The 26,823-nt window shown below is 41.6% G+C and carries 13 protein-coding genes; 1 reads left to right on the top strand and 12 read right to left on the bottom strand.

Translation table 11 applies throughout. The features are described 5' to 3' along the window. Positions 1-13: 13 nt before the first annotated feature. The 12 genes from ACT29H_RS14470 to ACT29H_RS14415 all read right to left on the bottom strand — a co-directional run bounded on the left by ACT29H_RS14470 (position 14) and on the right by ACT29H_RS14415 (position 21,813). On the bottom strand, positions 14-2,122 hold the full coding sequence (locus ACT29H_RS14470) for a hypothetical protein (protein ID WP_444822362.1): 2,109 nt from the start codon (positions 2,120-2,122) through the stop codon (positions 14-16). A 197-nt stretch (positions 2,123-2,319) separates the two neighbouring features. Next, on the bottom strand, positions 2,320-3,888 hold the full coding sequence (locus ACT29H_RS14465) for a carboxylesterase/lipase family protein (RefSeq protein WP_444822361.1): 1,569 nt from the start codon (positions 3,886-3,888) through the stop codon (positions 2,320-2,322). A gap of 169 nt (positions 3,889-4,057) precedes the next feature. Further along, on the bottom strand, positions 4,058-5,236 hold the full coding sequence (locus tag ACT29H_RS14460; protein ID WP_444822360.1) for an esterase: 1,179 nt from the start codon (positions 5,234-5,236) through the stop codon (positions 4,058-4,060). A gap of 331 nt (positions 5,237-5,567) precedes the next feature. Then, the gene (locus ACT29H_RS14455) at positions 5,568-6,725 is read right to left on the bottom strand and encodes an alpha/beta hydrolase-fold protein (RefSeq protein WP_444822359.1); all 1,158 of its coding nucleotides are present in this window, start codon (positions 6,723-6,725) and stop codon (positions 5,568-5,570) included. A gap of 22 nt (positions 6,726-6,747) precedes the next feature. Beyond that, positions 6,748-7,851 carry an alpha/beta hydrolase-fold protein gene (locus tag ACT29H_RS14450; protein WP_444822358.1) on the bottom strand — a complete coding sequence of 368 codons (1,104 nt, stop codon included), beginning with the start codon at positions 7,849-7,851 and terminating at the stop codon, positions 6,748-6,750. A 190-nt stretch (positions 7,852-8,041) separates the two neighbouring features. Then, positions 8,042-11,857, bottom strand: a complete 3,816-nt coding sequence (locus tag ACT29H_RS14445) for a glycoside hydrolase family 3 C-terminal domain-containing protein (protein WP_444822357.1) — start codon at positions 11,855-11,857, stop codon at positions 8,042-8,044. Positions 11,858-11,873: 16 nt separating this feature from the next. Beyond that, complete coding sequence (locus tag ACT29H_RS14440; protein WP_444822356.1) at positions 11,874-13,385, bottom strand: alpha-N-arabinofuranosidase; 1,512 nt, start codon at positions 13,383-13,385, stop codon at positions 11,874-11,876. A 19-nt stretch (positions 13,386-13,404) separates the two neighbouring features. Further along, on the bottom strand, positions 13,405-15,942 hold the full coding sequence (locus ACT29H_RS14435) for a glycoside hydrolase family 9 protein (RefSeq protein ID WP_444822355.1): 2,538 nt from the start codon (positions 15,940-15,942) through the stop codon (positions 13,405-13,407). 50 nt (positions 15,943-15,992) lie between these two features. Beyond that, positions 15,993-17,903 carry an alpha/beta hydrolase-fold protein gene (locus ACT29H_RS14430; RefSeq protein WP_444822354.1) on the bottom strand — a complete coding sequence of 637 codons (1,911 nt, stop codon included), beginning with the start codon at positions 17,901-17,903 and terminating at the stop codon, positions 15,993-15,995. 47 nt (positions 17,904-17,950) lie between these two features. Further along, a complete protein-coding gene (locus tag ACT29H_RS14425; protein WP_444822353.1) occupies positions 17,951-19,219 on the bottom strand; it encodes a glycosyl hydrolase family 8 in 1,269 nt (422 codons plus the stop codon). 43 nt (positions 19,220-19,262) lie between these two features. Next, on the bottom strand, positions 19,263-20,156 hold the full coding sequence (locus ACT29H_RS14420) for an alpha/beta hydrolase (RefSeq protein WP_444822352.1): 894 nt from the start codon (positions 20,154-20,156) through the stop codon (positions 19,263-19,265). 514 nt (positions 20,157-20,670) lie between these two features. After that, positions 20,671-21,813, bottom strand: coding sequence for an endo-1,4-beta-xylanase (locus ACT29H_RS14415; protein ID WP_444822351.1), 1,143 nt, complete (start codon positions 21,811-21,813; stop codon positions 20,671-20,673). Between the two features lie 1,032 nt (positions 21,814-22,845). On the opposite strand from ACT29H_RS14415, the gene ACT29H_RS14410 reads away from it, so the two are divergent. Further along, entirely contained in the window at positions 22,846-26,736 is a 3,891-nt protein-coding gene (locus ACT29H_RS14410) for a response regulator (protein WP_444822350.1), read from the top strand. The last annotated feature ends 87 nt before the right edge of the window (positions 26,737-26,823 follow it).

Raw genomic sequence — 26,823 nt, 5'->3', positions numbered from 1 at the left:
CCGGACTCATAAATTATTTGTTCGAAAATACAATATTATATTTTTTTACAATACCATTATAATCACATTTCACAACAGCTTTACCGGAAGTTGATTCCGCCTGCCTGATATCTATTTTTACATCCGCATTGTCTGCTGATGCTTCCACCTTAGGAATTTGGGTTGTGTTTGCTGGTAGTGTAACCGTTGTTTCATACAGTCCGTATCCGACAATACCATTCTCACTAGTTGATCTGACCGGTGTTTTGGGTACCTCAATGGCCTCGCCATTAACTTCGATGCTTACCGTTGGTGGAACCGGACGCTCAATTTGCTTGTTTTTTGAGCTAAAACCAAGTCCGGCTAAATCGAAAAGTTCTTCCTGTTCATTCCCTTCTGCCACCAGGAATATCGCATGTTTTTGGTCCAGATGATCTACAAACGTTGAAACATCAACCGTAAATTTTGTTGTTTCTTGTGTGGCATTTGCAGGAACAACAATTTCACCCATTTTTGTTCCGTTCCAGACTTTATTGTCCCAGGGACCGTCTAACCAGACGTTTACTTTAAAAGATTTGTTGGTTTTTGGTTTAAGAAAAAGATTAAAGGCTGTTTTGTTTCCTTCTTTCGTACCTTCAAAAGCTTTAAGACCTTTTTTGTCTTCATCAAGTCCGCCGAAGCCAAAATACTTATATCCTATAATATTACCATTTTTGACATTGGTAATGGGCATATGGTTGTCCCAAATATCCCACGAATCCTGCTGAAGTCCTACATCGGAAAGATAACACGCGTAACCTGCGGAGTAATACTGGTAAGGATCGAGCCCGTATATGTGGAAACCTTCGGAAGTTACTTCTGCTCCGGTATATTCATTTCCCTTGTTGTCTTTTGCTGTCCATATTTTGTTTTCAGCATAAGGGTCAAAAGCTCTTATTCTGGCACCTCCGCCTTCAGCTACCGGCTTCTCGTCCCACTCAATGGTTATGGGTGCAACCATTGGCTGACGTGCAAAGCCAAAATTACGTGGCGGCCTGTGGTAAAACACATACCATTGTCCGTTTATTTCTTCAATACTGCCATGGGTGTTATGGCCCCCGTTGGTTATTTGCAGAGCTGATCCGTCACGATTCGGAACTATACCACGAGAGTCCACCAGAACGCCTCCGCTTTTCCACTGTCCAAGTGGAGTATCTCCAACCGCATAACGCAATGTGGAATTGGAGCTTCCGACACCATAGTCAGGACCTGAATAGCCACTGTAAACGGTAATGTATTTATTTCCCACCTTACGGATCGATGAAGCTTCAAAGAAGTTAAATCTTCCTAAGTCTTCTCCCTCGTAGATACAAGGATATTCTGTACCCTTGGGATCCCTTATTTCTCCGTATCTGGAACTGGCAGGCAGGAAATAATCAATCACCTCGGTTCCGGGACGAACCGAATACATGGTTTCCTGATCCAGCTGGGCTGCCATTGATCGTTGAAAACCCCAGTATCCATAAGCTCTGAAGCCTATTTCATAATCGGGGTCATCAGGGTCTGTTATATATTCAATATAAACTGCAGGATCAAATCCCATAATGCTTCCGGGTATGGTGCGTGTACCATCTTCTGTAAGATTGATGGGAGTGAACGGGCCATCCGGTCGGGACCCCTTGCATACCATGGCTTCACGGTTCCAGCCACGGCTGTGTGGATAAAGGTAATATTCTTTAGTACCGTCTTTTCTTTTTACTTCAACAAGGTCGGGTGCGTACATCACATCCCATTGATTATCCACTTCATAAGTAAAAATCGGGCCTTCTTCGCGCCAGTCGGATAAGTCCTCAACCGGGGCTGACCACATTCTGATGTCGGGGCCACAGTAACTATCATACCTTACGTCGTGGGATCCTATAATATAAGCCCGGTATTTTCCCGGATTGTCAGGGTCTTCAAAAACACGGGGTTCTCCGTCGGGTAGATGCTCCCACAATGGGAGATAGGGATTTCCGCCATTGTAGTGGACATAGTGCGAGGAAGATGAAACGGTTCCCTGCTGATTACTATTGTTTTTTGTTCCCGTACAGGAATAGGAGGATACAGAGATTGCAACCAACAGAAAAAAGTACGCATTAAGTGAAAAGTTTAATTTGTTCATGATGGATATTTTTTTGATTTTAGTTATTGTTTAGTGTCCGTCTATAAATTAGGCAAAAGTTGTTTCTAATCATGTGTCTGTTCAGAAAGTGTCATTTACAAGGCTTGCGAAGTCTGAAAATACGGAGTTTACTCATCGAAATGAGTAATTTTCGGACGAGCGTAACACAGTAAATGGCACTTTATGGACAGACACTTCTATTTAGCCCATTCCTGTCCTTCCGGGGTTCTTCTCCATTCAAAGTAAGCATCCAGAACTTTTAGTGATTCTTCATCTGGAACGGGCCCGGTTTCCGGATTCGTTTTCAGATACATTACTTTCGGATTGTCATTACTGAAAGCCGGCCACTGTGGGACATTCTCGCCATTCGGGTTTCCATTTTTGGCAAAATTGGTCCAATACGTTCCCATGATTTCTGATATTTTTACATCGGCCTCTGTTGTGTTGGGATTGGATGTATCCATGTTCATAAAAACATAGGGTACATCCACACCATGTGGGGTTCCATGGTCGGCCTGAGGTGAATCTTCAGGATATTCTGGATGTTGATCGAAATAGTAGAGGTAAACTGGTGATTTTCCGGTTTTGCTCTGCAAACGGGCCCAGCTCCAGGTGGGCCAGCCGAAGGCTGCATCACGCATCAGGTTACGGGCACTTCGGGGTACGGAGTTTTCTCCAACCGGATAGGCTTCAAGAAGCTTGTCGGCAAAAGGGCCAAAACGTTCGGCTACCGTTTCAGTGTATTCTTCAGGAGTGCGACCAGCCGGGAAACTGAGTCCTTCGTCAGAATTGTAACCAATCAATACCGGAACATCATTGTATTTTCCTTCTTCATATAAAATATACTGATCATCGGGAATAACGTAACCATCAACAATGGGCCAGCTTCCCGGCATTGTCCAACCCTGAGGGATTAGTTTTTCTGCATCAATATCCCGGAGTTCGTCAATGGATGACACTTCAAATTTTTCCAGATATTCGACACCATCCTGTTCGGCTTGTTTCAGGGTTTTCATGTTTTCGCCGGGGTAGGTAGTCGGACGGGTTGGCCCGAACGAACCACCACTTTGAGAAATGGCTTTTTGGAACAGTCCGTTGGCTAAAGGAGATGCGCAAAGCATACTCACTGAAATGCCTCCGGCGGATTCACCAAAGATGGTCACGTTACCGGGATCCCCGCCAAATGCTTCAATGTTGTTTTGCACCCATTTCAGTCCTTCAATCTGGTCGAGTATCCCATAGTTGCCCGAAACCCCGTTGGGACTTTCGGCACTGAGTTCGGGATGAGCCAGAAAGCCAATTTGTCCTACCCGGTAAGCAATGCTTACAAGCACTACGCCTTTACGTGCGAGGTTTTCTCCATTATGGACAGGTGCGGAGGTGGAGCCAAAACTGAAACCGCCGCCGTAAATCCAAACCATAACAGGAAGTTTTTCATCTGCAGATTTTGCCGGTGTCCAAACATTCAGGTAGAGGCAGTCTTCGCTTTTTCCCGAAGGAGGATTTCCACCCTGCATCGGGGCAGGAGCAAATTCGGTGGTTTGCTTTACGCCTTCCCAGGCTTCAACGGGTTGTGGTGCTTTCCATCGCAAATCTCCTACCGGAGGAGCTGCAAAAGGAATGCCTTTGTAGATGGTCAGGTCTTCGGTGACTGTTCCCTGAATGGTGCCGCCTTCTACCTGCACCTGGCCTGGCTTTTGCTGGTTTGTGCATGATGCCACCAAAATTGTTAGAAGTATTACTAATGAAGTCTTTAGGGTATTCATGTGTATATGATTTAATAAAGATTTAATATAGAGTAATGACATTGCGTTAAGCATTTTAAAGTAGTTGGTGATCAGTTGCTTATGCAGTCTGAACTTCGGAGCTCAAATTGCTCATAAAAAATACTTTGCGTCATTGCGTCTCTGCGTTTATTCTATTTTCAACTCCACGTTATTTCCAAAGATTCGGCAGAAACCGGTAATATAAAAGATGCCGCCAGGTGGACCAGTCATGACCGCCATTTCCGCCAATATAGTAATCATGTTCAATTTCATGGTTTGTTAGTGCATCGTGAAGAGCCTGACATCGGTGATTAAAAAAGCTTTCGGCTTCTTTTGTGCCTTGCCCGACAAAAAGGTAATCAACTTTGTCATTTACTTCAGGATCGTTTAAGAAATGTTCTAAAGATGTTTCAGCATCTGTGTCTCCGGCGCTGAGAATGCCAAAGTTGGCAAATACATCGAGGGACTGGAAGCCAATGAACATGCTGTGACGACCACCCATAGACAACCCGGAGATTGCTCTTCCTTTCGGATTCCGGATCGTGCTGTAACTCTGGTCAATTAATGGGATAACATGATCTCGGAGTTCTTCTTCAAAAATATCGAAGGTCAAGTCTGCATGTTTAGGGTGGTTACGATGAATCACCTGGTTGTTAGGAATGACAATCAGCATTGGTTTGGCTTTGCCTTCTGCAAGCAGGTTATCCATTATGAAATTAACCCTTCCATCGTAAACCCAATTGGATGGTAGCTCGCCACTTCCACCCAATAAATAGAGTACCGGGTATTTTTTATCCGGATTGTATCCCGGAGGAGTGTAAACGTAAAGTTCGCGTTCCCCTTTGGTTACATCAGAATGATAAACATGGCGGGTAACGTTGCCGTGCGGAACATTTTGGGCATCGTAATATGCCGGCCCGCTACCATGAACAATTAACTGGCTGTAAGGCGGCATGGCTGTAAACGCAGCATAAGTGTTGCTGGGATCTGCAATTTGTACCCCGTCTACCAGCAGGTGGTATGCATACATATCGGGTTTTAAGGGGCCGATGGTCAATGTCCAGATACCATCTTCTCCTTTTGTAAAGGGAATAGGTTCACGGTCCTTGTCAAGAGCTGTATGAATGGCGCCGGCAGGTAGTTCTACTTTTTTCGCATCGGGCGCCTTGATACGGAATGTTACGGTTTGGTCGTCATGCACTTCCGGTGAATTTACTTGCGCACTAAACGGAGTGAGACCGTCAGTGTTTTCCTGAGGGTTATACTCCAGATTGACGTTGGCTTGCTGTGCATAAACAGAATTCGTAAACAAGAGCAAACCAAAGATATAAGTCCAGTGTTTGTTCATAAGCGTAATTTTTTGACGGACACTATTTCGTGTCTGTCCATAAAGTACCATTTGCTGTGTTACGCTTGCCTCCAAAATACTCATTTACGAAAAGTAAACTCCGTTTTTGACGGCTTCGCAAGCCTTACAACTGGCACTTTCTGAACAGACACACTTATTGTGAAAATTTTTGCGAGTTTATAGACTCAATACTCCGTTAAATTTTTGCAGATGTCTGATAATTAATTGTTTAAACAATTTATGGCGTAAGCCTCAACTCTCTCGTAATAAAAACTTTGCGTCATTGGGTCTCTGCGTTTAAGCTTTTTTTAACGGATTATTGAGACTGGCACTATTTAAATAATAATTGGGCATACTGATAAAGACTCCTGCGCCACGTGAGCCATTCATGTGCAGTTTCGGGCGATTCGTAATACTCGTATTGTATGCCTTGTTTTTTCAGCATATTTATAAATGTACCTATTGATTCCGGAAAAGGTTCAGGTTCTTTTGTGCCCAATCCCAACCACAATACCTTTAATTGTTCATCCACTTTTTCACCATCTGCGAACGCTCCGTCTAAAAATGTTTCCACATCAATTTCATCAGAACTCGGATAATTGGCTGTACCGCTAAATCCACCATAGTATGCAAAGTGGTCAAGATTGTTCATGGCAATGCGCATGGTTTGATTTGCCCCCATTGAAAGACCTGCAATAGCACGATTCTCTCGATTGGCTAACGTACGGAAACGGGCATCAATCATGGGGATAATTTCCTGCATCATCATTTCTTCGAATACCATAGCCGGACGGCCGGTTGTTTCCTCTTCTTGCGGTTTGAATGCATATCCGTTATCCATTACAATAATCATTGGAACGGCCTTGTTATCTGCAATCAGATTATCAAGGATGAGGTTGGCATGTCCCTGGTTCGACCAGCCGGTCTCGTCTTCAAAACTGCCATGTTGAAGATAAAGTACCGGGTAGCGTTTGCTTAAATCTCCGTGGTATCCGGGAGGTGTATAAACAAAACAGCGTCGCCACGATTCGGTGATGTCAGAATAATAAAGGTTTTCGCTTACCAGGCCATGCGGGACTTTTTTTAAAGCGTAGAAATCCCTGTCATGAGCCGGGATTTCAATGCCGCTACCCCAGCGACCGGCACCGTAAAAATACCTGGTTCCCGGATCGGGTACTGAAGCGCCGTCAATATTGAGCTGGTAGTAATGAAAGCCTTCGTCTTGTGGAGCCGATTCTCCTGTCCAGACACCATTTTCATCCTTGGTTAGATCATATTTTACTGCACCAATATCCAGTTGAACTTTCTTTGCCTGCGGTGCTTCGATGCGCACCCGGACGCGTCCTTCAGAGTTAACCTGGGGGAATTCTTTGCCCTGTTGGTTGACCGATGAAGGTTTGAAATCTTCAACAACTTTGTCGGTTTGAGCAGTGGCAATACTACCGATGAACAGGGCAAAGATTACTAATAGTGATTGTATGTATTTCATAATAAATTACTTCGGAAAACAATTATTTAAACAGCAATTGAGCAAGCTGATGCAAGCTTCTTCTCCAGGTGTGAAATTCGTGGGCAGTTCCTTCCGATATGTAAGAAAAAGCATTGTACCCGGCATCTTTTAATTCGCTAACGGCATTTTTAACACCTTCAGGACGTTCCTTGCTGCCACAGCTTATGAAAACGAGCTTCAGGTTTTCATGGTCTTTGATTTCTTCCGGCTTATATACGCCACCGCTAAAAAGACCGTAATATGAAAACACATCTGGTCTGTTCAGGGTAATCAACTTTGTTTCGAAACCACCCATTGACAAGCCTGCCATAGCTCGGTTTTCCTGGTTTGCCAGGGTGCGGAAATGAGAATCGATATAAGGGATCAGTTCATCTGCCAATACGGTTTGAAAGGGCTTGATATCAAAGTCGCGCAGACCACCGAATTCAATTTCATTGGTCATACCATAAGTCATTACAATAATGAATGGTTTGGCTTTTCCCTCGGCAATCAGATTGTCCATGATTAAATTGGCATGCCCCTGCCTTGACCATGAAGTCTCGTTTTCGCAATAGCCGTGTTGCAGATACAGAACAGGGTAACGCTTCGAAGTCTCTTTTTCATATCCCGGAGGCGTATAAACGAAAGCTCTGCGTGATGTCTGGGTGCTTTCCGACGGGAAAAGGATTTCATGCACATGACCATGCGGAACAGCCTTAACTGCAAATATGTCCTGATCGTCGGAAGGTATTTCAATACCGCTGCCCCAGCGACAAGCGCCAAAATACAAAAGTGCTCCCGGATCGGGAACCGAAGCGCCATCAATATTCAGTTGATAGTAGTGGAATCCGACATCCTGGGGGGCCGATTCGCCGGTCCATATTCCTTCTTCATCCTTTACCATGTCGTATTTTACTCCACCAATGTCAAGTTGCACATATTTGGCATCGGGTGCAAATATTTGGGTACGTACACGTCCCTGGGAGTTGACCATGGGGTATTCATGCCCCGGTTGGTTTACTGACGAAGGTTCAAAATCTTCGACAACTTTTTCATCCGATTGGGCAAGACAAAAGCTGCCGGTCATTAAAAAAGTAGCTAAAAGCAAATTGATTTTGTAGTTCATGGTAATTCTTGATTATTTGGTTAGTAAATAGTGTCTGTTTTAAAAATTTGCTAAATTTTTACACAATGTGTGTCTATTCAAAAAGTGCCAGGTGCGAGCGTAATGCAACGAAAAGCACTTTTCGTTTTTCAACTATTTAGTGTCTGTCCATAAAGGACCATTTGCTGCGTTACGCTTGCCTCCAAAATACTCATTTACTAATGTTTTCGATACGGAAATAATCGAACGAAACATCAAAAGGTGAATCCGGTTTTGTTGTGTCAGAATCAAACCAGAAAGTACTCTTCATGTAATTTGCAATAGTGCCGTCTGCCACCATAAGCCCTGCTTTAATATCTTTAAGCAGGAGCTCGGCAGTGCCCAGGGTTTCAAAGTTTTCACCGTTATCAACAGAATAATATGCGGTGTATATACTTCCTTTTTTTGTGAGTTTAAGAATTAGCTCATTGTCTTCTGTTACAGGTTCTTTGAGTTTAAAAGAAGCCAGTGATTTGGAAATATCGTTTTCCTCCATCACAAGGTCGATGGTTCCCGGTTGGGGTTCCCTGACACGGGTGGTTTTGATAACAGCCCGGTGCACCAGTTTAATGAAGTTTTCGTCATTCTGATAAACAATAATTCCTGCATTTTCTGGCTGTGAAGGCATCCTTGAACCCACCAGTTTTGTTTCTATGGTCCAGTCGGAATTGGCACTTTGGAGCAATATGTTCTTTGCATTGTTTGTGTTTTCCGATACGCCTCCGGGTTCACTGGTGATGGTAAGAGCACCCTTTTTCTTTGAGAGACTGTGGTTTGATGGGTTTTCCCGTAACCATTCCCATTGCGGACCAATTTCAGAGCCATTAAACTCCTCACTAACAGATTTTACATCAAAATTGACATAGTAAATGTTTTTCTCAAGTGTGATGTCATCTACGAAAGTGACCACGGCCGTTCCGGGGATACCTTTGGCTTGTTGAATATCTACCCTGATTTGATCACTGACGGCTACTGCTTCTACTTTTGGTGCTTTTGAACCTTTCTTAAGCAGGTAACTATAAGCTTTTACATCTTTGTCAAAATCCGGGATTGCTTCTCCATTCACTGAAATTGATTTTGGTGTCAAATCGGGCATTACTTTCACAGGATAGCCGTCAGATACCGTTTTGCCATTGATCGTAACATCCGCAAATACAGATGCAACACCGACACCTGTAGCCGTAACTTTACCGTGTTGGTCAACGCTTACCACTGCCGGATTATTACTTCTGTATGTTACGGAAGCTTTGTTGATGTCATAAAAGCTGTCGTCTGACATGGCAGCTGTTACGCTGGTTTGGATTACGTCACCAGGCTTCAGAACAATTTTGTCGCTTTGGGCAACAACATTGACGAGTTCGGGCTTATACCTGCCTTGCATAGTGGCTTCTACCGTACCTTTGATGTCTCTTGAAGAAGCACCAATTTCAAAAATGTATTTCCCCTTGTCAAAAGTGATTTGACCATTTTCTGCATCCCAGAACCACAGGTCTTCACAGTCGATGTCAATATGAACTCTTTTAACCTGACCTTTAGGAATGGTAACTCTCTTGAAGCCTTTCAGTCTTTTGATCGGTCTGTTAAGTGAAGCCGGACTGTCAGGCGTTCTTACATAAATCTGAACGATCTCATCACCATCAACCTTACCGGTATTTTTTACATCAACACTTACCGTAATTTTATCGTTTGGTGTAATATTGGTCTGGCTTATTTCAAAATTGCTGTACTCGAAGGTGGTGTATGAAAGGCCAAAACCAAACTCATAAGATACTTCATCGTCGAAGTACCAATATGTTCGGCCATTATTCTCATCGCCCTTTCTCAGGGTATAATCGTTAAAATCAGGAATGTCATTAAGCGATTTATGCCAGGTAACATTGAGTTTTCCTCCGGGGTTGACATCCCCAAAAAGGATTTTTGCCATTGCAGTTCCCTGTGCCTGTCCGTTATATCCTGTCCAGATAATACCTTTGATATTGGGATGATTTTTAAATTCTTCAACTTCTACCATCCCCATAGTCTGCATCACCACTATTGTGTTGGGATTGGCATCTGCCACATCTTTAATCAGCTGATTCTGATTGCCGGGAAGTGTGATGGAGAAACGATCCGATTCTTCTCTTCCGGTGGATTGGTCGGTTCCTACAAACACCAAAGCCACATCTGCAGAAGCAGCCATATCCAGTGTTTCCTGGTCGGTGCCGTCTGATTCCGGTTCGTGATAAACAAGCACCAGTGTTTGCGGCCCTGTTATTCCCAGGGTGTTGATTTTAACCGTCACTGTTTCTGGCCGTCTGAACCATGAGTTGTTATTTCCCTTGTTTGTGGATACTATTTTTTTAGAAGCCAGAACATTTCCGGTTGCAGACCCGACACGTACTTCAAGTAATCCACCATCTTCGGCAATGGTCATGTTGAAGCGGATGGAATCTACATCGGTAATGTCAATATTTTCATATAAAGTCCAGTCACCATCTTTTATGCCCCTTACAGTCGTATGTCCAAAACGTTCAGCAGTAATTAAACCTTTGGCTGATTTATCAAATTTGGTAGCATCGAATTCCTGAATGCTGCCGTCTGTAGTGACGGTTGAAAAGTTGGAAATGGTAAAAAAATCTGTGCTTTTTTCTGTGTTACCGCCAGACTTTGAGACAACTTCTGTATTTAGGTTATGTTCTTTAATGTAATTTTGAATCCCGGCCAGCGGAGTAATTCTCAAATCGGGTTCGACCAGGCCTGAATAATCTCCCAGTTCTACCAAATTGGCCTGAGGGCCTAAAACGGCTATTTTCTCGATTTTGGACAAATCAATAGGCAACGTTTTATTTTCTGATTTTGCTATCTTGTCGTTTTTCAGCAGAACAGGTGTTTTTGTTGCCATTTCAATGGCCAGGTCATGGTGCGAAGGATCATTTACTTTACTGGGTTTGATTCCGGCGTAAGGAACCATGCCTTTGGGGTCAAATTCGCCGGTTCGCATTCTGATGGTAAAAATGTTAATCAGTGCTTTATCAATTTCGCCCTGAGTAATCAATCCCTCTTCCAATGCTTTCAGTGCATGTTCCTGATAGACACCTCCACAGTCAATATCAACACCTGATCTGATACCCATTGCTGCCGCCCGGGTATAATCATCGGTATAATGATGTCCTCTTACAATGTCGTCAATTGCGCCACAATCGCCGGTTACATATCCATCCAGCCCATATATTTTACGGGCAAGCGTATCCACCAAAAATTTGCTGGCTGAAACCGGAACCCCGTTTACTGCATTGTATGCTGTCATAATAGAAGGAAGATTGTAATCGCGAATGAGTGTCCGGTAGGGCAGGAGGTAATATTCATACATGTCCCTTTGATCCAGATCAGAACTACCCGAATGACGATTGAACTCGGTATTGTTGGCCAGATAGTGTTTTCCACAGGGGACGGTCTTCAGATACCGGGGATCATCACCCATCATTCCCTGAATAAACCCTTTCCCGATCTCTGAAACCAGGAACGGATCTTCACCAAACGTTTCAGCAGTTCTGCCCCAACGGGGATCTCTGGCTGGTTCAATAACAGGCGACCAGTATGTGAGTGTAAAAATTAAATCATGATTAAACCCGCGGGCTTCATCAGAAATGACTTTGGTTTCCCGCTTAATCAATTCAGGATCCCAGGTAGCACCTGCTGCTACACTATTAGGAAATGATGTGGCGGTCATTCCGCTGTTATTATTTCGACCCATAATTCCGTGCAGAGCTTCTCCCCAGAAATTATAGGAGTTGACTCCCAATCGCGGGATGGCAGGCATGGTGTTGCCAAACTGACTTTGTTTTTCTTCGGGGGTCATTCGCGAAACCAGGTCAGCTGCCCTTTCTTCGAATGAATAGGCGGTGTTCAGGTATATGGGCTTTTTGGTATGTTCCCCGCCGGGGATGAAAGCCATAATGGAGACGCTGACAATGGTTAGAAAAAACAGTTTTGCTATTGAACGTTGCATAACAAAAATTTAAAGATTATTTCGTCGCGATTTCGATTTGAGTAAATGAATGCGCAGGAAAAGTATGTTTGATGACGTTCCCTTTAAAGTTTATTTGATCGGTTTCTACTGAAACAGGAGATTCATCAATGGTATTTCTGGCTTCCAGGTTATCGGCATTAATTACTTTAACAGTAGCTTTGCCTGTGTATTTCCCGGCTTGTAAATCGATTTTTGTCTCGATTGCATCTGTTTCATGTCTGTTTACCACATTGACAATTACTTTCCTATCCGATTCATTAAATATTGCTGTCACATCCAGATAGGGGATGTTGTCGAAAATCTCATTGTTGTAGGATGGCGCGTCAGTATAAACATCCAGGGCAGTGCCAAGCGCATTGTTGGAATAGAGATCGAATGTATGGAACAGGGAATTTTTAAAAACACCTTCAGGCGAATGTCCTGTCAGGCCTGTAATCATAGTTATGTTAGCCATTTTTACAATATCGGCATGGCGGATGAACGAGTTCAGATGTTGGGCCAGCAATAAAGCACTTCTAATTCCGCCAAAACCTGGTGAATACTCATCAAAAGAGATATAAACCGGACGCCCGGAACCGGATTTTACCATTGCTTTTTGAATGGAAGCCTGTGTGGTTTCTATTTTTTCATCTATTTCCAGTCCCAGTGACATGTGGTCTGAAAAAACATCGTTTTCTCTGCCTCCCGGGAGGGCTTCACTGGCATATCGGTGAATCGAGATGTAGTCAATTTTTCCCACCATTTTATCCAGAACGTATTCATTCCAGTCAACCCACTTGTTTCCGGGGCGATATAGTGAAGAACCAGAAGCAACGAGCTTTATGTTATCATCGATAAGCGCTATAAGTTTTCCGGCTTCCAGTGCAAATTTGCAATAATCTTCCGCAGATTTTTGTCCCATTTGCCAGGGGCCGTCTATTTCATTTCCAAGACCCACGTATTTAACATTGAAGGGCTCTTCATTGCCATATTTTCTTCGCAGGTCGGAATAGTAAGTTCCTTTTTCGTAATTACAGTATTCTACCCAGTTGCGGGCATCATCAAGCGTACCTGTCCCGGCGTTGATGCAAAGAAAGTTATCCGCACCGATCAGACTGCAGAATTTGGCATATTCGTCGGTTCCCATCTGGTTGGTTTCAACTTGCTTCCATGCCAGATCAAGTTTGGCCGGGCGCTGGTCTTTCGGACCGATGCCATCTTCCCAGTTATAACCTGAAACAAAGTTTCCTCCTGGCCAACGGACGTTGCGCACGTTCAATTCTTTTATAAGATTAATGAAGTCTTTCCGGAATCCATTTTCATCGGCAAAGGGGGATTCAGGATCATAAATATTTCCATAGACCACCGTTCGGATTGGCTCCACAAAGGCCCCATAAATATTGGGATCAATGGTGTCAATTTTTCGGTCGGGGTCGATTTTTATCAATGCGGTTTCCTGGGCAGTGAGGATGCCGGAGAACAAGCATAACACTAAAGTGAAAAGGCAGGTATTCTTAAGAAGTTTCATAACTTTTCTGGTTTAAGGGTTATTGTTCGTTTAACAAATCGTTAACTGCATTGGCCAGATAGATATATGCTGCACCAATATCGATGACATACTCGTTTTCTCCCCAGAAAAACGGCCAGTCTTCCTTGTTTTCGGGAAAATCGGGATTTAATATCAATACTCCCGGCACCACGCCGCCTGCAATAAATCTGAAATCGGCTCTGTTGCTTCCATAGGCAACCTTCTTGGAGCGGGTACCCACAGCAGAAACAAAAGAGATATTGGAATAAGGGTGGCATCCAAATAAGTAATTCAATCCTTTGTAGACATCTTCCTTTTCGATGATTTCGGGAAAGGCTTTGTAGGCCATGTAGTTGGTGATTGACCAATCGATGACACCTGAATTTCCGGCCCATCCTCTTGTAGAAATCGGGACTCCATAAGGATTTTCAGCTTCTAATTCGGTGATTTCGGCTTTGTGTTTAGCTACGTATTTTTCAAGCTTTTCTTTAAAGTCTTCATCCATATGGGGAAGTGCCTGAAGCGCCATAGACAGTGTCCATTCTGATGACTCCTCCAACGCTGGCCAGATAAGTTCCTCGTAGCGCTCTGCATAAGAATTCTCTCCTGTGGCAATATACAATTGAAGTACTGCAGCTATTTCATTAAAACGCCCCCATCTTGAAAATCTGTTTGGTTTGGCTGTTTTCATTATTTCAGCAGCCTCAGAATAAAGTTTTTTAGACAGACGGAGGCATTTATCAGCCAGTTCACTGTTGTAGTCTTTCAATGCTCTATTGGCTGCAGAAAGAGCTGCAACCGTTGAAAAGTCAAGCATGTGGTTGCGGTTGGTGAAGGCCCAGCGGTCATCCAGGGTTCCTGAACTCACTCCATCCGTTTCGTAAGGTTCGAGTTCCGGATTGTAAGGCAAATTATCGGTTTCGGTAGATGCATCTCCCAGGTGATGATATTGATGCAAGTTGGGGACAATAATTCCCCGAACAGGATGCCCGATATTTTCAATCTGTGCCACCAGGTTCAGTGTGCCGTGTTCAATTTGCTGAAGAATATCCGGATCACCATCGGGACGGTGGATATCAACGTACCGGGTTTCCTGATCAATAAAAGTCTGGTCCCGGCTGACTTTGAAGTATTCCCATGTATCTACCAGGCTCTGAATGGTACGACAATGCGTGCCGGTTTGGATATCATAATCGCCTGCATCGAACCAGCCGCCAACGGCCAGGCCGGGGATTCGCTCCAGAGGTTTATACTTTGTGTCGGTTACCGAGTCCATACTGTAACCATCAAAGAATTCAATGTTTACAGGTGCCTGCAAGGCATCATCTTTAAACGGTTCTCCATGCCAGGTACGATAGGCTTCGTTTACTGTCATGTGATCCATCTGCACCGGCAGAAAAACATCTAACGTTGGATGCCATACATTTTTCAGAGCATTAGCGTCAATGGAGAAGGTATTGGTCGTTTGATCTCCATATTGGATGCAGTACAAACCGGGTTTTGTTACAGAACTGAAGTCCACTTTCAGGTAATTGTAACGTAAATATTTTCCCCATTCTTCTACATTAACAGTCAGATGTTTTACTTTTTCTCCTGTTGCAGTTACTTTATAAATGGATGCCTGTTCAAGTGGAGTATCATTTGTGTCGAGTTCAATAACTGCGACTTTCTTTTGCTCGGGATGGTATCCGGCCTGGGAAAAACCAATGTTGGGTTTGCGTACCCAGTTTTCGATTGTTTGTGGTTCCACATACCATTTCAAAACTTCACCGGTTTGGTTGGCGGGCAAAATGCTTCGGGTAATAAACCATCCGTTTTGTGCAAGATTTCGACCATCAAAAAGCATTATTTCTGAGTCCGATTCAATCCTTACATATCTTTCGGGATCTTCGGGAGCAAAAACCAGTGTGTTTCCTTTGGCCAATGGTTTGGGTTCGATGTATTCTTTAAGGCCGCGATCGTCAAAAGTGCTGTGCTCTGCATACTGGGGAATCTTGTTTTTTAGTGGTTTAATGGTTGTATTACCTGACGGGTATAGCGGAAAATTTGCCGGTTTCCCATCTGCAAGGTAGCCTTTTTCGAAGTATGCTGAAGGCAAAAATTCCAGGTTAAAACCCGCTTTACCTTCTAATTCCTCCGGAAGTGGTTTGTCCAGCGATACGGCTATCTGAAAACCATTGCTTTTCGGAGTTACTGTGATTTTTGAATCAAAATCATAAGCTTCATACCGTAGTGTGAATTTTATGCTTTTGTTGTCTTTATCGACTGTTTTTTCAACCAACGTAGGGATTAAATCCCACTGTTCAGGGGTGTTTTGAAGTCTGACAGCACCTCCTGTTGAAGTTCTGACACCATGATGGATGAGTTCAATACCGGCTGTTTTTTCATCGAAGAACATTCCATTGTATTCGTTGTTGAAAACCAGAACATTTAAGCCGGTTGTTTCAAAATACTCTTTTTCGTTGAGTTGTAATTTTTGTCCAAATGAAAAAATGCTACTGGCAGAGAATATTAATAGCAATAGCGTTATGCGTAGATTATTATTGTTGAGAGTCATTTTTTTGTGTTTAGTTTGTTGTTAATGTGTTATGTTATTTTGATCGTTGTTTATTTAAAGAGGACCTGGGCGAAATTGTACAAGTTATTTCGCCAAACCGGCCAGGTGTGCCCGCCAGGATACTCGCTGTAGGTGTAATCAATTTTTAGCTCATCGAACTTGGACATCATTACCTGGCAGTTTTTCCAGGCAATGTCTTCTTTACCTCCCATTGAAATCCACAGATGATCCAGGTTGCTGTTAATTTTATCCGCATTTTCACCCATGAATTTGTATTGTGCATTGGCAATATCGTTATGTGGGCCTATTATCCATCCTGAGCTGAAAATCCCAAGGCTGGAAAAAATATCCGTGTTGTAAATTCCGGCATAAAGGGTTTGTATTCCTCCCATTGATAAACCGGCAAGCGCCCGGTTTTCAGCACCGGATTTTTTTCTGTAGTTACTTTCTACAAACGGAATAACCGCTTCTGTGAGTTCTTTTTCAAAAATGGACAGCATCGCTTCACCGAAAGTGGGCGCCGGGATGTTGCCATCCATCATCACAATGATCATGGGTTTTGCTTTTTTTTCTGCAATAAGGTTGTCAAGAATCAGGTCTGCTTTTCCCTGTGTGGCCCATCCGCGCTGGTCTTCTCCACCGCCATGCAGGAGGTACAAAACCGGATATTCCTGTTCGGAATCATCGTACCCGGGAGGGGTGTAGATATAAAACTGTCTCCAGCTATTGGTAATTTCTGAATAGTAGCGTTTAATTCGGATGTCACCGTGGGGGACATGTTTGATGGTGTAGTAATCATCTCCACTGAATGGCACTTCAATACCGCTGGCCATTCGTCCCATGCCGTAGAAAGTTTCGCTGGCAGGATCGGCCACGGCCACTCCGTCAATGATCAGGGAGTAGTAGTGAAAACCTTCACCAAGCGAGTCGGTGGTAACCTGCCAGATGCCTTCTTCGGTTTTATTCATGTCATATTTTTGTCCCAGATCCAACTGGATTTTTTCTGCGTCAGGTGCTTTTATTTGGAAAGTGGCTGTTCCGTCGGGATGAATTTTTGGATATTCTGCTGAACGAACATTTGTTTCGGCTGGTCGTCCAACATTGCTTATGTCATCGAAATGTGCTTCGTTAACCGGATTGAAAAGAAGCTGGGAAAACATATACAAACTGTTTTTCCACACGTTAAAATCGTGGTAGCCGTGATCGACATAAAAAATATGAGGAACATCCGATTGATTCAGATGATCATGAACATTCCTGCTTATTTGGAGCAGGTTGTCTTTATCGCCGCAAGACAACCATAAAAGATTAAGTTCATTTTTCAATTTTTTTGGTTCAGGAACCAGTTCGGTTGGTTTTTTTGTGTTTGGGGCAGAAGAAAAACCACCGACCCAGGCAAATTTGTCGAGATTGCCCAGTCCGAAATTAAGGGACTGGCCACCCCCCATAGAAAGACCGGCTATGGCCCTGTGGTCACGGTCTTTTTTTACAGGGTAATTCTTTTCAACGAAAGGAATCAAATCGTTAATCAGGTCTTTTTCAAATGTAGCAAATGCTTCTACTCTTTCAGGGTTGAAGATATTGCCTTCGGCACGGTCGTTTTTCATGGCCCGCCCATTGGGCATGACCACAATCATAGGTTCTAATTTATCCTGTGCATACAGGTTATCCAGAATGATGCCTGCATTTCCGTTTTTCGTCCATGCAAATTCATCGCCGCCGATGCCATGCAACAGGTAGAGAACGGGATACTTCTTGCCTTTATCGAAGCCCGGGGGTGTGTAAATAAGGGCTTTTCGTTCATTTCCGACAGTTTTTGACGGGTAGGTGATGGTGTCGGTTTTGCCGTGAGAAATTCCGGGGCTAAAAATGTCAAATCCTGTTGATGCCGGCTTAACCGGGCTTTGAGCAACAGAAAACTGCGTAAGCAACAAACAGACGGATAAGAAAATATTTTTCATTGATGTAAGGTTTTGGTAGTTACAATGTTAATGTGTTAATAAGGTTTTTAGTTCTGAGTAGGAGTAATGATCTGATATTTACCACTTAAATGCATCAGGCTGAACAGGTATAATAATCCATCGTAATAGGGATCAAAATAGCCATCTTCGTAGGGTTCCAATTTTTCATTCCAAAGCTTGTGGACGAAATCCATACTATTTTCGTTGTTGTTGATGTTGATTAGAGATGCGGTGGCCGCTGCCGATATCAGACCAAGTGAATGTCTTAATTTTGGGGGATAGTCACCAGCCGGAAGTATCCAGTCAGGAGTTGATCCATCCAGATTGTACTGGTCTTTAAAGGAATCCATTCCTTCTGATCTTAGGAAGTTCTGGAAGCGCTGAGCATAATCTTCCTGCCATTCTTTGTCTTTTCCGAACCAAACGTAATCCATGGCAATGTTCATCGGGACACGCCACGAGTCAAAGCGAAAACCTGGCTTCATCCAGGGTGTAGGATGAGGTTCTCCACTGAACTCTGTGTAATCTGAGTTCAATCCGGTTACAGGGTGACAGGCACGGTGAAGAAATACTCTTGAAGTATCGGCACAATCGCGGTAAAATTGCGCATGCCCGTCGTTGGCATATTCGGCCCAAACTTCATAAAAAGCCGGAACATGATAGGAGGGGTCTGTCCAATTGTAGCCATGTCCTTCGGGAACAAAAGAGATTTGTTTGTGCTCCACATTGATGATGTTATGGATGTTTCCGGTTCCGTCTTTTTCCCAAATGGCATCCAGAATGTTTCTGGCTTCAGCATAATAATTAATGCCGGTGTCATTTCCCCAGCGATTGGAGGCAAGTAGCAAAGTTGTTACAATATAGAACTTTCCGTCTGATGCACTTCCCGGTGAGTTAATTTTCATTCTTTCCGGGTCAAAGCTCCATGCAAAATAGCCTTTTCTGGGGCCTTCCGGATGCTGAAGGTATTTCTTTGACCACCTCCAGATGCGGTCGAATACCTCTTTTTTGTTCAGTTGCACGGCGACCATCATTCCATACGAAACTCCTTCGGTGCGAACATCGTGATTTTTGATGTCTGATACGTAACCCATGGAGTCGCCAACTTCAAAGTAGATGCACTCCGGACCTTCAAAGAGATCGTAATAAGCTTTTTCAACCTTTTTATCAATTTCGTCCTGACTGTATCCGGCTTCCAAAAACAGATTGCGGGTATTTTTTTGTTTTTGCCCGTATAAGGAAGCGGAGAACAGTGAAAAACAAAGTATCAATGCAAAAAAGATTTTTGGATGTTGGATTTGATGTAGTATGTTCATTATATGGATTTTAATTGCAAGTAACTGGTTGTTATATATTCCATTAATTGGTGAGAAATCCAGAATTTTCCATCCATTCAAAGAGTGGGGCGGTCCAGGTTTTATGCTTGAAAATGAAGCCATGATTTCCCTTTTGATAGATGTGCATTTCCACAGGTACCTTATGATGTCTTAATTGTTCGAAATAGAAGATGCTGTTATCCACATCCACTACAACATCGTCAGTTGCATGCGTTATATATGCGGAAGGAGTATTGCCGTCAACCTTTAGCTCGGATGAGAAGTTGTTGATGTCTTCCTGGGTTGGGCTATCGCCTAAAAGCTGGTTTCTGGAGCCCGGATGGGTGAGACTGTCCTGCATGCTGATAACAGGGTAAACCAATATTTGAAAGTCAGGGCGCAAATTTGTGTTTTCCGGATTGTTGATAATGGGGCGATAATGAGTTGCTAAGGTTGATGCCAAATGCCCACCTGCGGAAAAACCCATGACTCCGATTTTTCCCGGGTTTATGTTCCATTTTGAGGCATTTTCTCTGACAATTTTAATGGCTTTTTGGACATCTTTTAACGGATTGTTTTTTCCGTTATCTGCAGATGAGCCGGGCAGCCGATATTTTAGAACAAAAGCTGCAATGCCGTTTGCCGCCATTTCTTTTGCCGTTGAAATACCTTCGCCCTCATATACAATGACGCTGTAACCACCTCCGGGACAAATGATGACTGCCGGGCAAAGAGAGTCGTTCTCTGTTGGCAAAAACATCTCAATAGACGGAGAGGAAACCTCCGTGATTAGTCCATGTTGGTTTTTGGAATAAGTGTCATCATTTTCAACATCAAGTGTAGTTCCTGTGTTGAGTTCAATAATATTCTGCGCCTTGACTGTTACTAAAAGCGAAGCAAGGAGAAGCAGAAATGCTATTCTTCCGGAATGATTCATATGTGCAGTGATTTTGGTTATGTATCAGCCTTTAATTATTGAATTTAGTTCAGTTGTGCATCATTACGGTCGTCAAATACGGTATGAGACGAGCATGGCAAAGTGTAACAGGCTGAAAGCCTGAGAGCAATAATCCAGATCAATCCCCTGGGTTCTGAGATTTCTCCCTGGCCGTCTCTCATTTCTGGTCGCGTCTCAACCATAAATGAGAGGCTGGGGAGTAGTTACTACAATTCAGGCAAAACTTTCTTTTGAATGTTGAAAGATGGTTTTTGGGTCAATATTTTTTCTTCTGCCTTCTGCCTCTTAAACTTCTGCCTTTTTGGTCACTAACATATAGTGTCGTGTCAAGCATAAAATATCGCACCAAGCATCACTGATTTTCGTTTTTTCTTCATGATAAAAAGCTTACGTAGCTATGTCTATGCGCGCTTTTTTTTATTTTGAAAAAAGCAAAAATCAGTTTCAACTTATACGACATTTTATACATGACACGACACTAGCTTCTAAAAATCTAACGATCTTTTGTTAACGCTTCCTGTATTATTTTGTCCACAACAGGCTTTGGCTCATTGTTCCGGTCAAACAACAGCGGATAATCTGTTCTTCTTCTCACCGGCCAATTGTTTTTCCAGGAGTTATTATCGTTAACTCCCCACAGTGTTACTCTTGAGATCACATCCTGGTGTTCAAGGAAAAGCTTAAAAAAATCGAGGTAACGGTTTTCGAAGGCTACATTCACAGAGTCGGGAAGTCCTTCGGCATAAGGATTAAGCTCTTTCTGGTATTCATAATCTGTGGATATCTCTGCACCCGCACTCCAGTCGGGCATAGGTAATACGGAAAGGTCGAGTTCTGTCACCATCACTTTTACTCCGAGACCGGAATAGGCTTCAATGCTCTTTTCAAATTCCTGAATAGATGGGTGGTCAAGCCCAATGTGGCCCTGCATTCCAATCGCATCAATTTTTACACCCTGTTCCTGTAATTTTTTGACCATTTTAACAACCCCTTTCCTTTTTCCGGGTTTAGCCATTGAATAGTCATTGTAATAGAGTTCGGCTTCAGGATCGGCTTCGTGAGCAAACTGGAATGCCAGTTTTATGAAATCCTCGCCAATGATATCATAGAATTTGCTTTTGCGATAGCTTCCATCATCAAGGATAGCTTCATTTACCACATCCCATCCGTCTACTTTTCCTTTGTAGCGTCCAACCACTGTATGAATGTGGTTTTTCATGCGTTCAATAAGAACCTCTTTGGAAACATCATTGCCTTCATCATCTTTGAAAAACCAGCGGGGAGCCTGGGAATGCCAGATAAGTGTATGGCCGACAATAAACATGTTGTTTTCTTCTCCGAATTTCACAAACTGATCAGCGAGTTCGAAGTTAAATTCTCCTTCCCGGCGTTGAATCATTTCACTCTTCATGATGTTTTCTGCCACTATGGAGTTAAAATGTTTTTTTGCCACTTCCATGGTGGCCGAATCATGACCCATTATTTGACGGGCATTAAGGGCTGTCCCAATATGAAATTTACCTGAGAGGGCATCTTTAAGGGATTTAGATTCATTATTTGTTACTTTGGTACATGAATTAAAAATTAGAGCAGCAAAAATGAAATTTAAATTAGTAAAGGAATTTATTTTTTTCATAATTTTTATCATTTATACTTTTTGAGTATCTCGTTTTTTGTTGTTGATAACGCATTTTTGTTAAATTCTTCGTGTTTATCCTTATTTGGAGACTGTGTAAATAAAGGTATCATCATTTCATGGCTGTTTTCCCTTTGTCAAAATGTGTACTAATGGCAAAATTTTTTTTATTCAAAAGCTTTTTGTTAAATTATACAAGTATAGGACACCTTCAACCTCGCTATTCTTTATTTTCTCAAAAAACTATAAAATAATAGACACCTTCAGTAAACTTTCTCCTCATACTATAAAAAAAGAGCTTGCCCCCTGTGTGGGGCAAATGTTTACAGCATTTAATGTTTACATAAGAATCGACTCCCAAAGCGGGTCGTATCAATTTGTTTGTTTACTCAACGCTTTTCCCAATTTGACCTTTTTAAGTATCAAATAGGCAGGGATTATTTATGATTGAACCTCTATTTCAATTCTACATTTGTAGAAGCTGATCTGTAATAAATTTTTTACTTATCAAAAGTTGTCCTAAATTTTAAATGACTTGAAATCAATAGTTTGCTCTATATTGCAAAGAATTGCTTTTTAAGTCTAGATTTTCAATGCTTTGGGATTCTGTTGGGAGCTATAATGAAATATTTCTGGAATAACGATCTATATTTTTTAATCGTCTTTTTTTTTAATTCATAATGTTTCAGGATGGGCATATATTTTAATAAATCAAAGATAGAGATAACCGTTTTTTTGAATTTTGAAATTTGGACATTTCATTTATGGTTTCAGACATTATAGAATATAGATTGTAGACAATCTTATAGAAATTGGATATTCGTGTAATAAAATGATATAAAGCTTTATATGTGGTATTGAGGGGTGATTTTGAACCACTGTTTTTAGTTTTTTAAAAGTATGAAGGACATTTAATTTTAATTTTGATTGAATTTTTAAATAGAATTAAATAGTTTTGACAATTCTTTTAATGCATCGTTATCCTTCTTTATTTTTAATAAATTGTTGATCCAAGATAAAGTTTAACTATAGATGAATAAGAATTTTATTCTTCTTTTTATTATTATGTGTCTGGATTTATCTGCCATTAATGGAGATCGTATGTTCTATGACATCAGTGATATTCATGGAGTTTCAATTTTGGGCGCTAACTCTGTTTGCGCAGATGAGAATGGATTTATATGGGTGTCATCAAAGTCGGGGATTTATCGTTTTACTGAAGATGATATGCGACATTATCATTTACCTTATGTTACAGCCAATGTAATTAGAGTTAAGTTGTTGTCACAAAATTCGAAACTTTATGCATATACGAATAATGGACAGTTTTTTGAATACAATACGTTATATGACCGGTTTGATTTTATTTTGGACTTAAGAGATTGGTTAAATAATGAGCATGTAGTTGTAAGTGATTTTTTAATAGGTGATGAAACTACATTCTATATTGCTGCCACTTATGGGTTATATCAGTTTTCTGAAGAGCGAGGATTGAGACTTCTCAATGAAACAAGTGAAAAAGAGCATTATATTGAGTGGTATAATGAGAATTATTTTTTTCATGGTCATGCCGGAGATATGTTTATTGTTGATGCAGCATCTGGAAAGACTGATCATTTGCTAACAATAGAGAGTGATGAATCGGTTCAGATATCGCAACTTCATTTCAATGAGAAATCCGGGCAGTTATGGATAGGAACAAATTTGGGTAAAGTATACTACTTTGATGTCAGGTTTGACAGAATTAATTCTATCAAAATAGATAATCTTCCGTGTCAGCCGGTTTTAGCCATCGAAGCCAATACAGATAGTACTGTAATGTTAGGTTATGACGGGCAGGGTATATGGGAGCTTGACAGGAAAGGTACTAGGATTTTAAACATATACCGCGAAGATGTCGACAATCCTAGTTCTTTAGCTGGGAACGGAGTGTACGATATATTCAAAGATAATCAGAATCGTATATGGGTATGTACTTTTAGTGGAGGGGTTTCATTTTTTGAACAGTCTTCTCAAAGCGTAAAGAATATCAGACATCAAATAAATAAAGAGAATTCACTTGTGAATAATGTTGTGAACGATGTTTTTGAGGACAGCAACGGAGATATCTGGTTTGCAACCAACAATGGTTTGAGTAAATGGAATGTTGAACACGATCGCTGGAATAACTTTTTTTACAGAAATACGCCTGGTAAATCGCGCGTTTTCCTTTCTATTATGGAAGACAATCAGGGCCGTATGTGGGCGGGAACCTGGGGTAGTGGTGTTTATTTGTTCGACAGGGAATCTGGAAAAGAGATTAAAAGGTTTGATAATATCGGGAATTTTATTTTTGATACAAAACCCGATAGTGATGGAAACATTTGGATAGGTGGAATAGTTGAGAATATTGTACGCTATGATGTTAATACAGATGAAATCAGGAGATATGATGATGAACCGGTTTATGTGATAGATGAATACTCAAAAGATAAAATGCTCATGGGGGTTCCTTATGGATTGATATCTGTGAATAAAGCGGATGGGCTGGTAGATGTGTTACTTAAAGGATATATTGTACATGATATTTTTATAGATGATGAAGTTGCCTGGTGTGCTACCAGTGGCAGAGGTTTGGTTAAGTTTAACGTAGAAGAACGAGTGGTAGAAGCTGAATATACTGTTGATGATGGCCTTTCAAGTAATTATGTAAATAGTATTTCTCGGGTAAATGGTTATTTTTTGCTTGGTACAGAGGGGGGGCTATGTCGTTTTTTTCGGGAAGAAGAAGAGATTTTCTCCTATTCATCCAATTTACCTCTTGCCAATACTACCTTTAATCAGGATGCCAGTATTGTGTTATCATCCGGGGAACTGATTATGGGGACCAATGAGGGAGCGCTCATGTTTGATCCCCATGATATTGAGGAGACACAGAATTTAGATGGGAAAATCTATTTACAGGACATAATTGTATCGGGACGAACCATTAGGGATAGTGCAATTTATGACTTAACTGTACCTGTTGATAGTCTCCAAAAAATAATACTCCCATATAGTAAGAATACTTTAACCATCGAGTTATTAGCTGTTGGTGTATCTGAGCCACATACGAAAATTTCATGGAAACTGGAAGGTCTAGAGGGCGATTGGAGTGAACCTGCGTCTAACAGGATGTTTACATTTGCTAATTTGAAGAATGGAGAATATGAATTGAAAATAAAAATGTTAAATAATTCTTTGTCTGAAGTTATTGATGAACGAAGATTGACCATTGTAATAAAACCTGCATTTTGGAGTACTTTGTGGTTTTATCTTATTCTGGCTTTAATCGTTGTTGGTACGTTTTATTTTATTTTCCGCTATCATATTAATTTAATTCAACAACTGCATTCCAGAGAGAAAATTAGATTTTTTACTAATGCTGCTCATGAATTGAGGACATCTCTTACCTTGATAAGTGGGCCTTTTGAAGAGATTGCAAAAGAGTGCGGCTTCTCCCCCAGGGCAAAGCACTTTATTTCTCTGGCTAATGAGCAGATAAAAAATTTGATAAATACTGCATCTCAGTTAATTGATTTTCAAAAAATAGATAAAGGTCTAGCTCCGGTTAATTTTCAAATGGTTAATATTGCTCAGATGGTGGATTACAGAGTCATGATGTTTGAATCTTTTGCACAGCAAAAAAATGTTACTTTATCTATCATTACAGATGAAGAGGATTTTTTTTCAGGGGTTGATGTCAATATGATGGAGAAAGTTGTGGATAATCTGCTTTCCAATGCCATCAAATATTCTCATGAAAACGGACATGTAAAGGTTGAGCTATGGCGGAACAAGAAGTACTGGTTTTTAAGTGTTAAAGATGAAGGAATAGGAATCGACAAAAAAGCACAAAAACAGTTGTTTAAAGAATTTTTTAGAAGCGAGAATGCAATTAATTCGGGGGTTATAGGTTCCGGGATCGGATTGCTAATGGTAAAGAATTATAGTGAGATGCACGGGGGAAAAGTTTGTTTTGAGAGCAAAGAAAATGTAGGAACGACCTTTACCATTCAAATTCCGGTTCGAATAATGTCAAAAAGTGATGTTAAAACCGGAGGTGAGCCGAATAACCTGTTCGATCAGGTTGTGCCATTTGATTCAGAGAAACAGAGGACCCCTATTGATGATAAGCCGGATACTAAAAAGATGAGTATTCTGATTGTTGAAGATAATGAGAAATTGAAACGCTTTCTTGAACTTTCATTAAGAGAAAAGTATAATGTTTTTACAGCTTCTGAGGGAAAAGAAGCGTTGGAGGTCGTTAGAGAAAACCATCCTGATATTGTGGTATCAGATATAAGGATGCCAGGAGTAGATGGCTTTGAGTTATGTAGGATGCTGAAGAGCAGTTTTGAGACATCTCATATCCCGGTTGTTCTGCTTACGGCTTTTTCCAATAAGGCATTGCATTTAAAAGGACTTGGACTGGGTGCTGATGCATACTTAACCAAGCCGTTTGATATAAGCTTGCTGGAAGGAAAAATCAGATCAATTGTATTGAACCGCAAAGCAGTAAGAGAGAAAGCATTGAAATTGGTTGATTTTAAAAGTGAAGTACCTTTGTTTAATAATGAGCTTAATGATAAGTTTGTTAAAAAGGCCCTGGAAGTTGTAAAATCAAATATTTCAAATTTGAAATTTGGTAAAGAGGAGTTTGCTTCAGCAATGAATGTCAGCCCTTCATTGCTTTACAAAAAGGTTAAAACACTTACAGACCAGCCACCTTCCGACTTTATACGGTCCGTTCGACTTAATTACGCCTTGGAGTTGTTGCAATCCGGAGAGTACAATGTAACTGAAGTAAGTGAAAAAGCAGGTTTTTCCAGTGTGGCTTATTTTAGCGCTGCATTCAGAAAGTTCTACGGACAATCACCCTCAGACGTTATGGGGAGTAAATAGTGTTTGTCCATGGGAATGTAAATTTAACTCTGTCCGGTATAATTTTCGAAACTCGAAATAACTCATATTTTTTCTTTCAACCAATTC

The organism is Thermophagus sp. OGC60D27, from assembly GCF_052400625.1.
Lineage (GTDB): Bacteria > Bacteroidota > Bacteroidia > Bacteroidales > Marinilabiliaceae > Thermophagus.
Note: the sequence above shows the minus strand (reverse complement) of the source record. Positions and strands in the feature narration are given on the sequence as shown.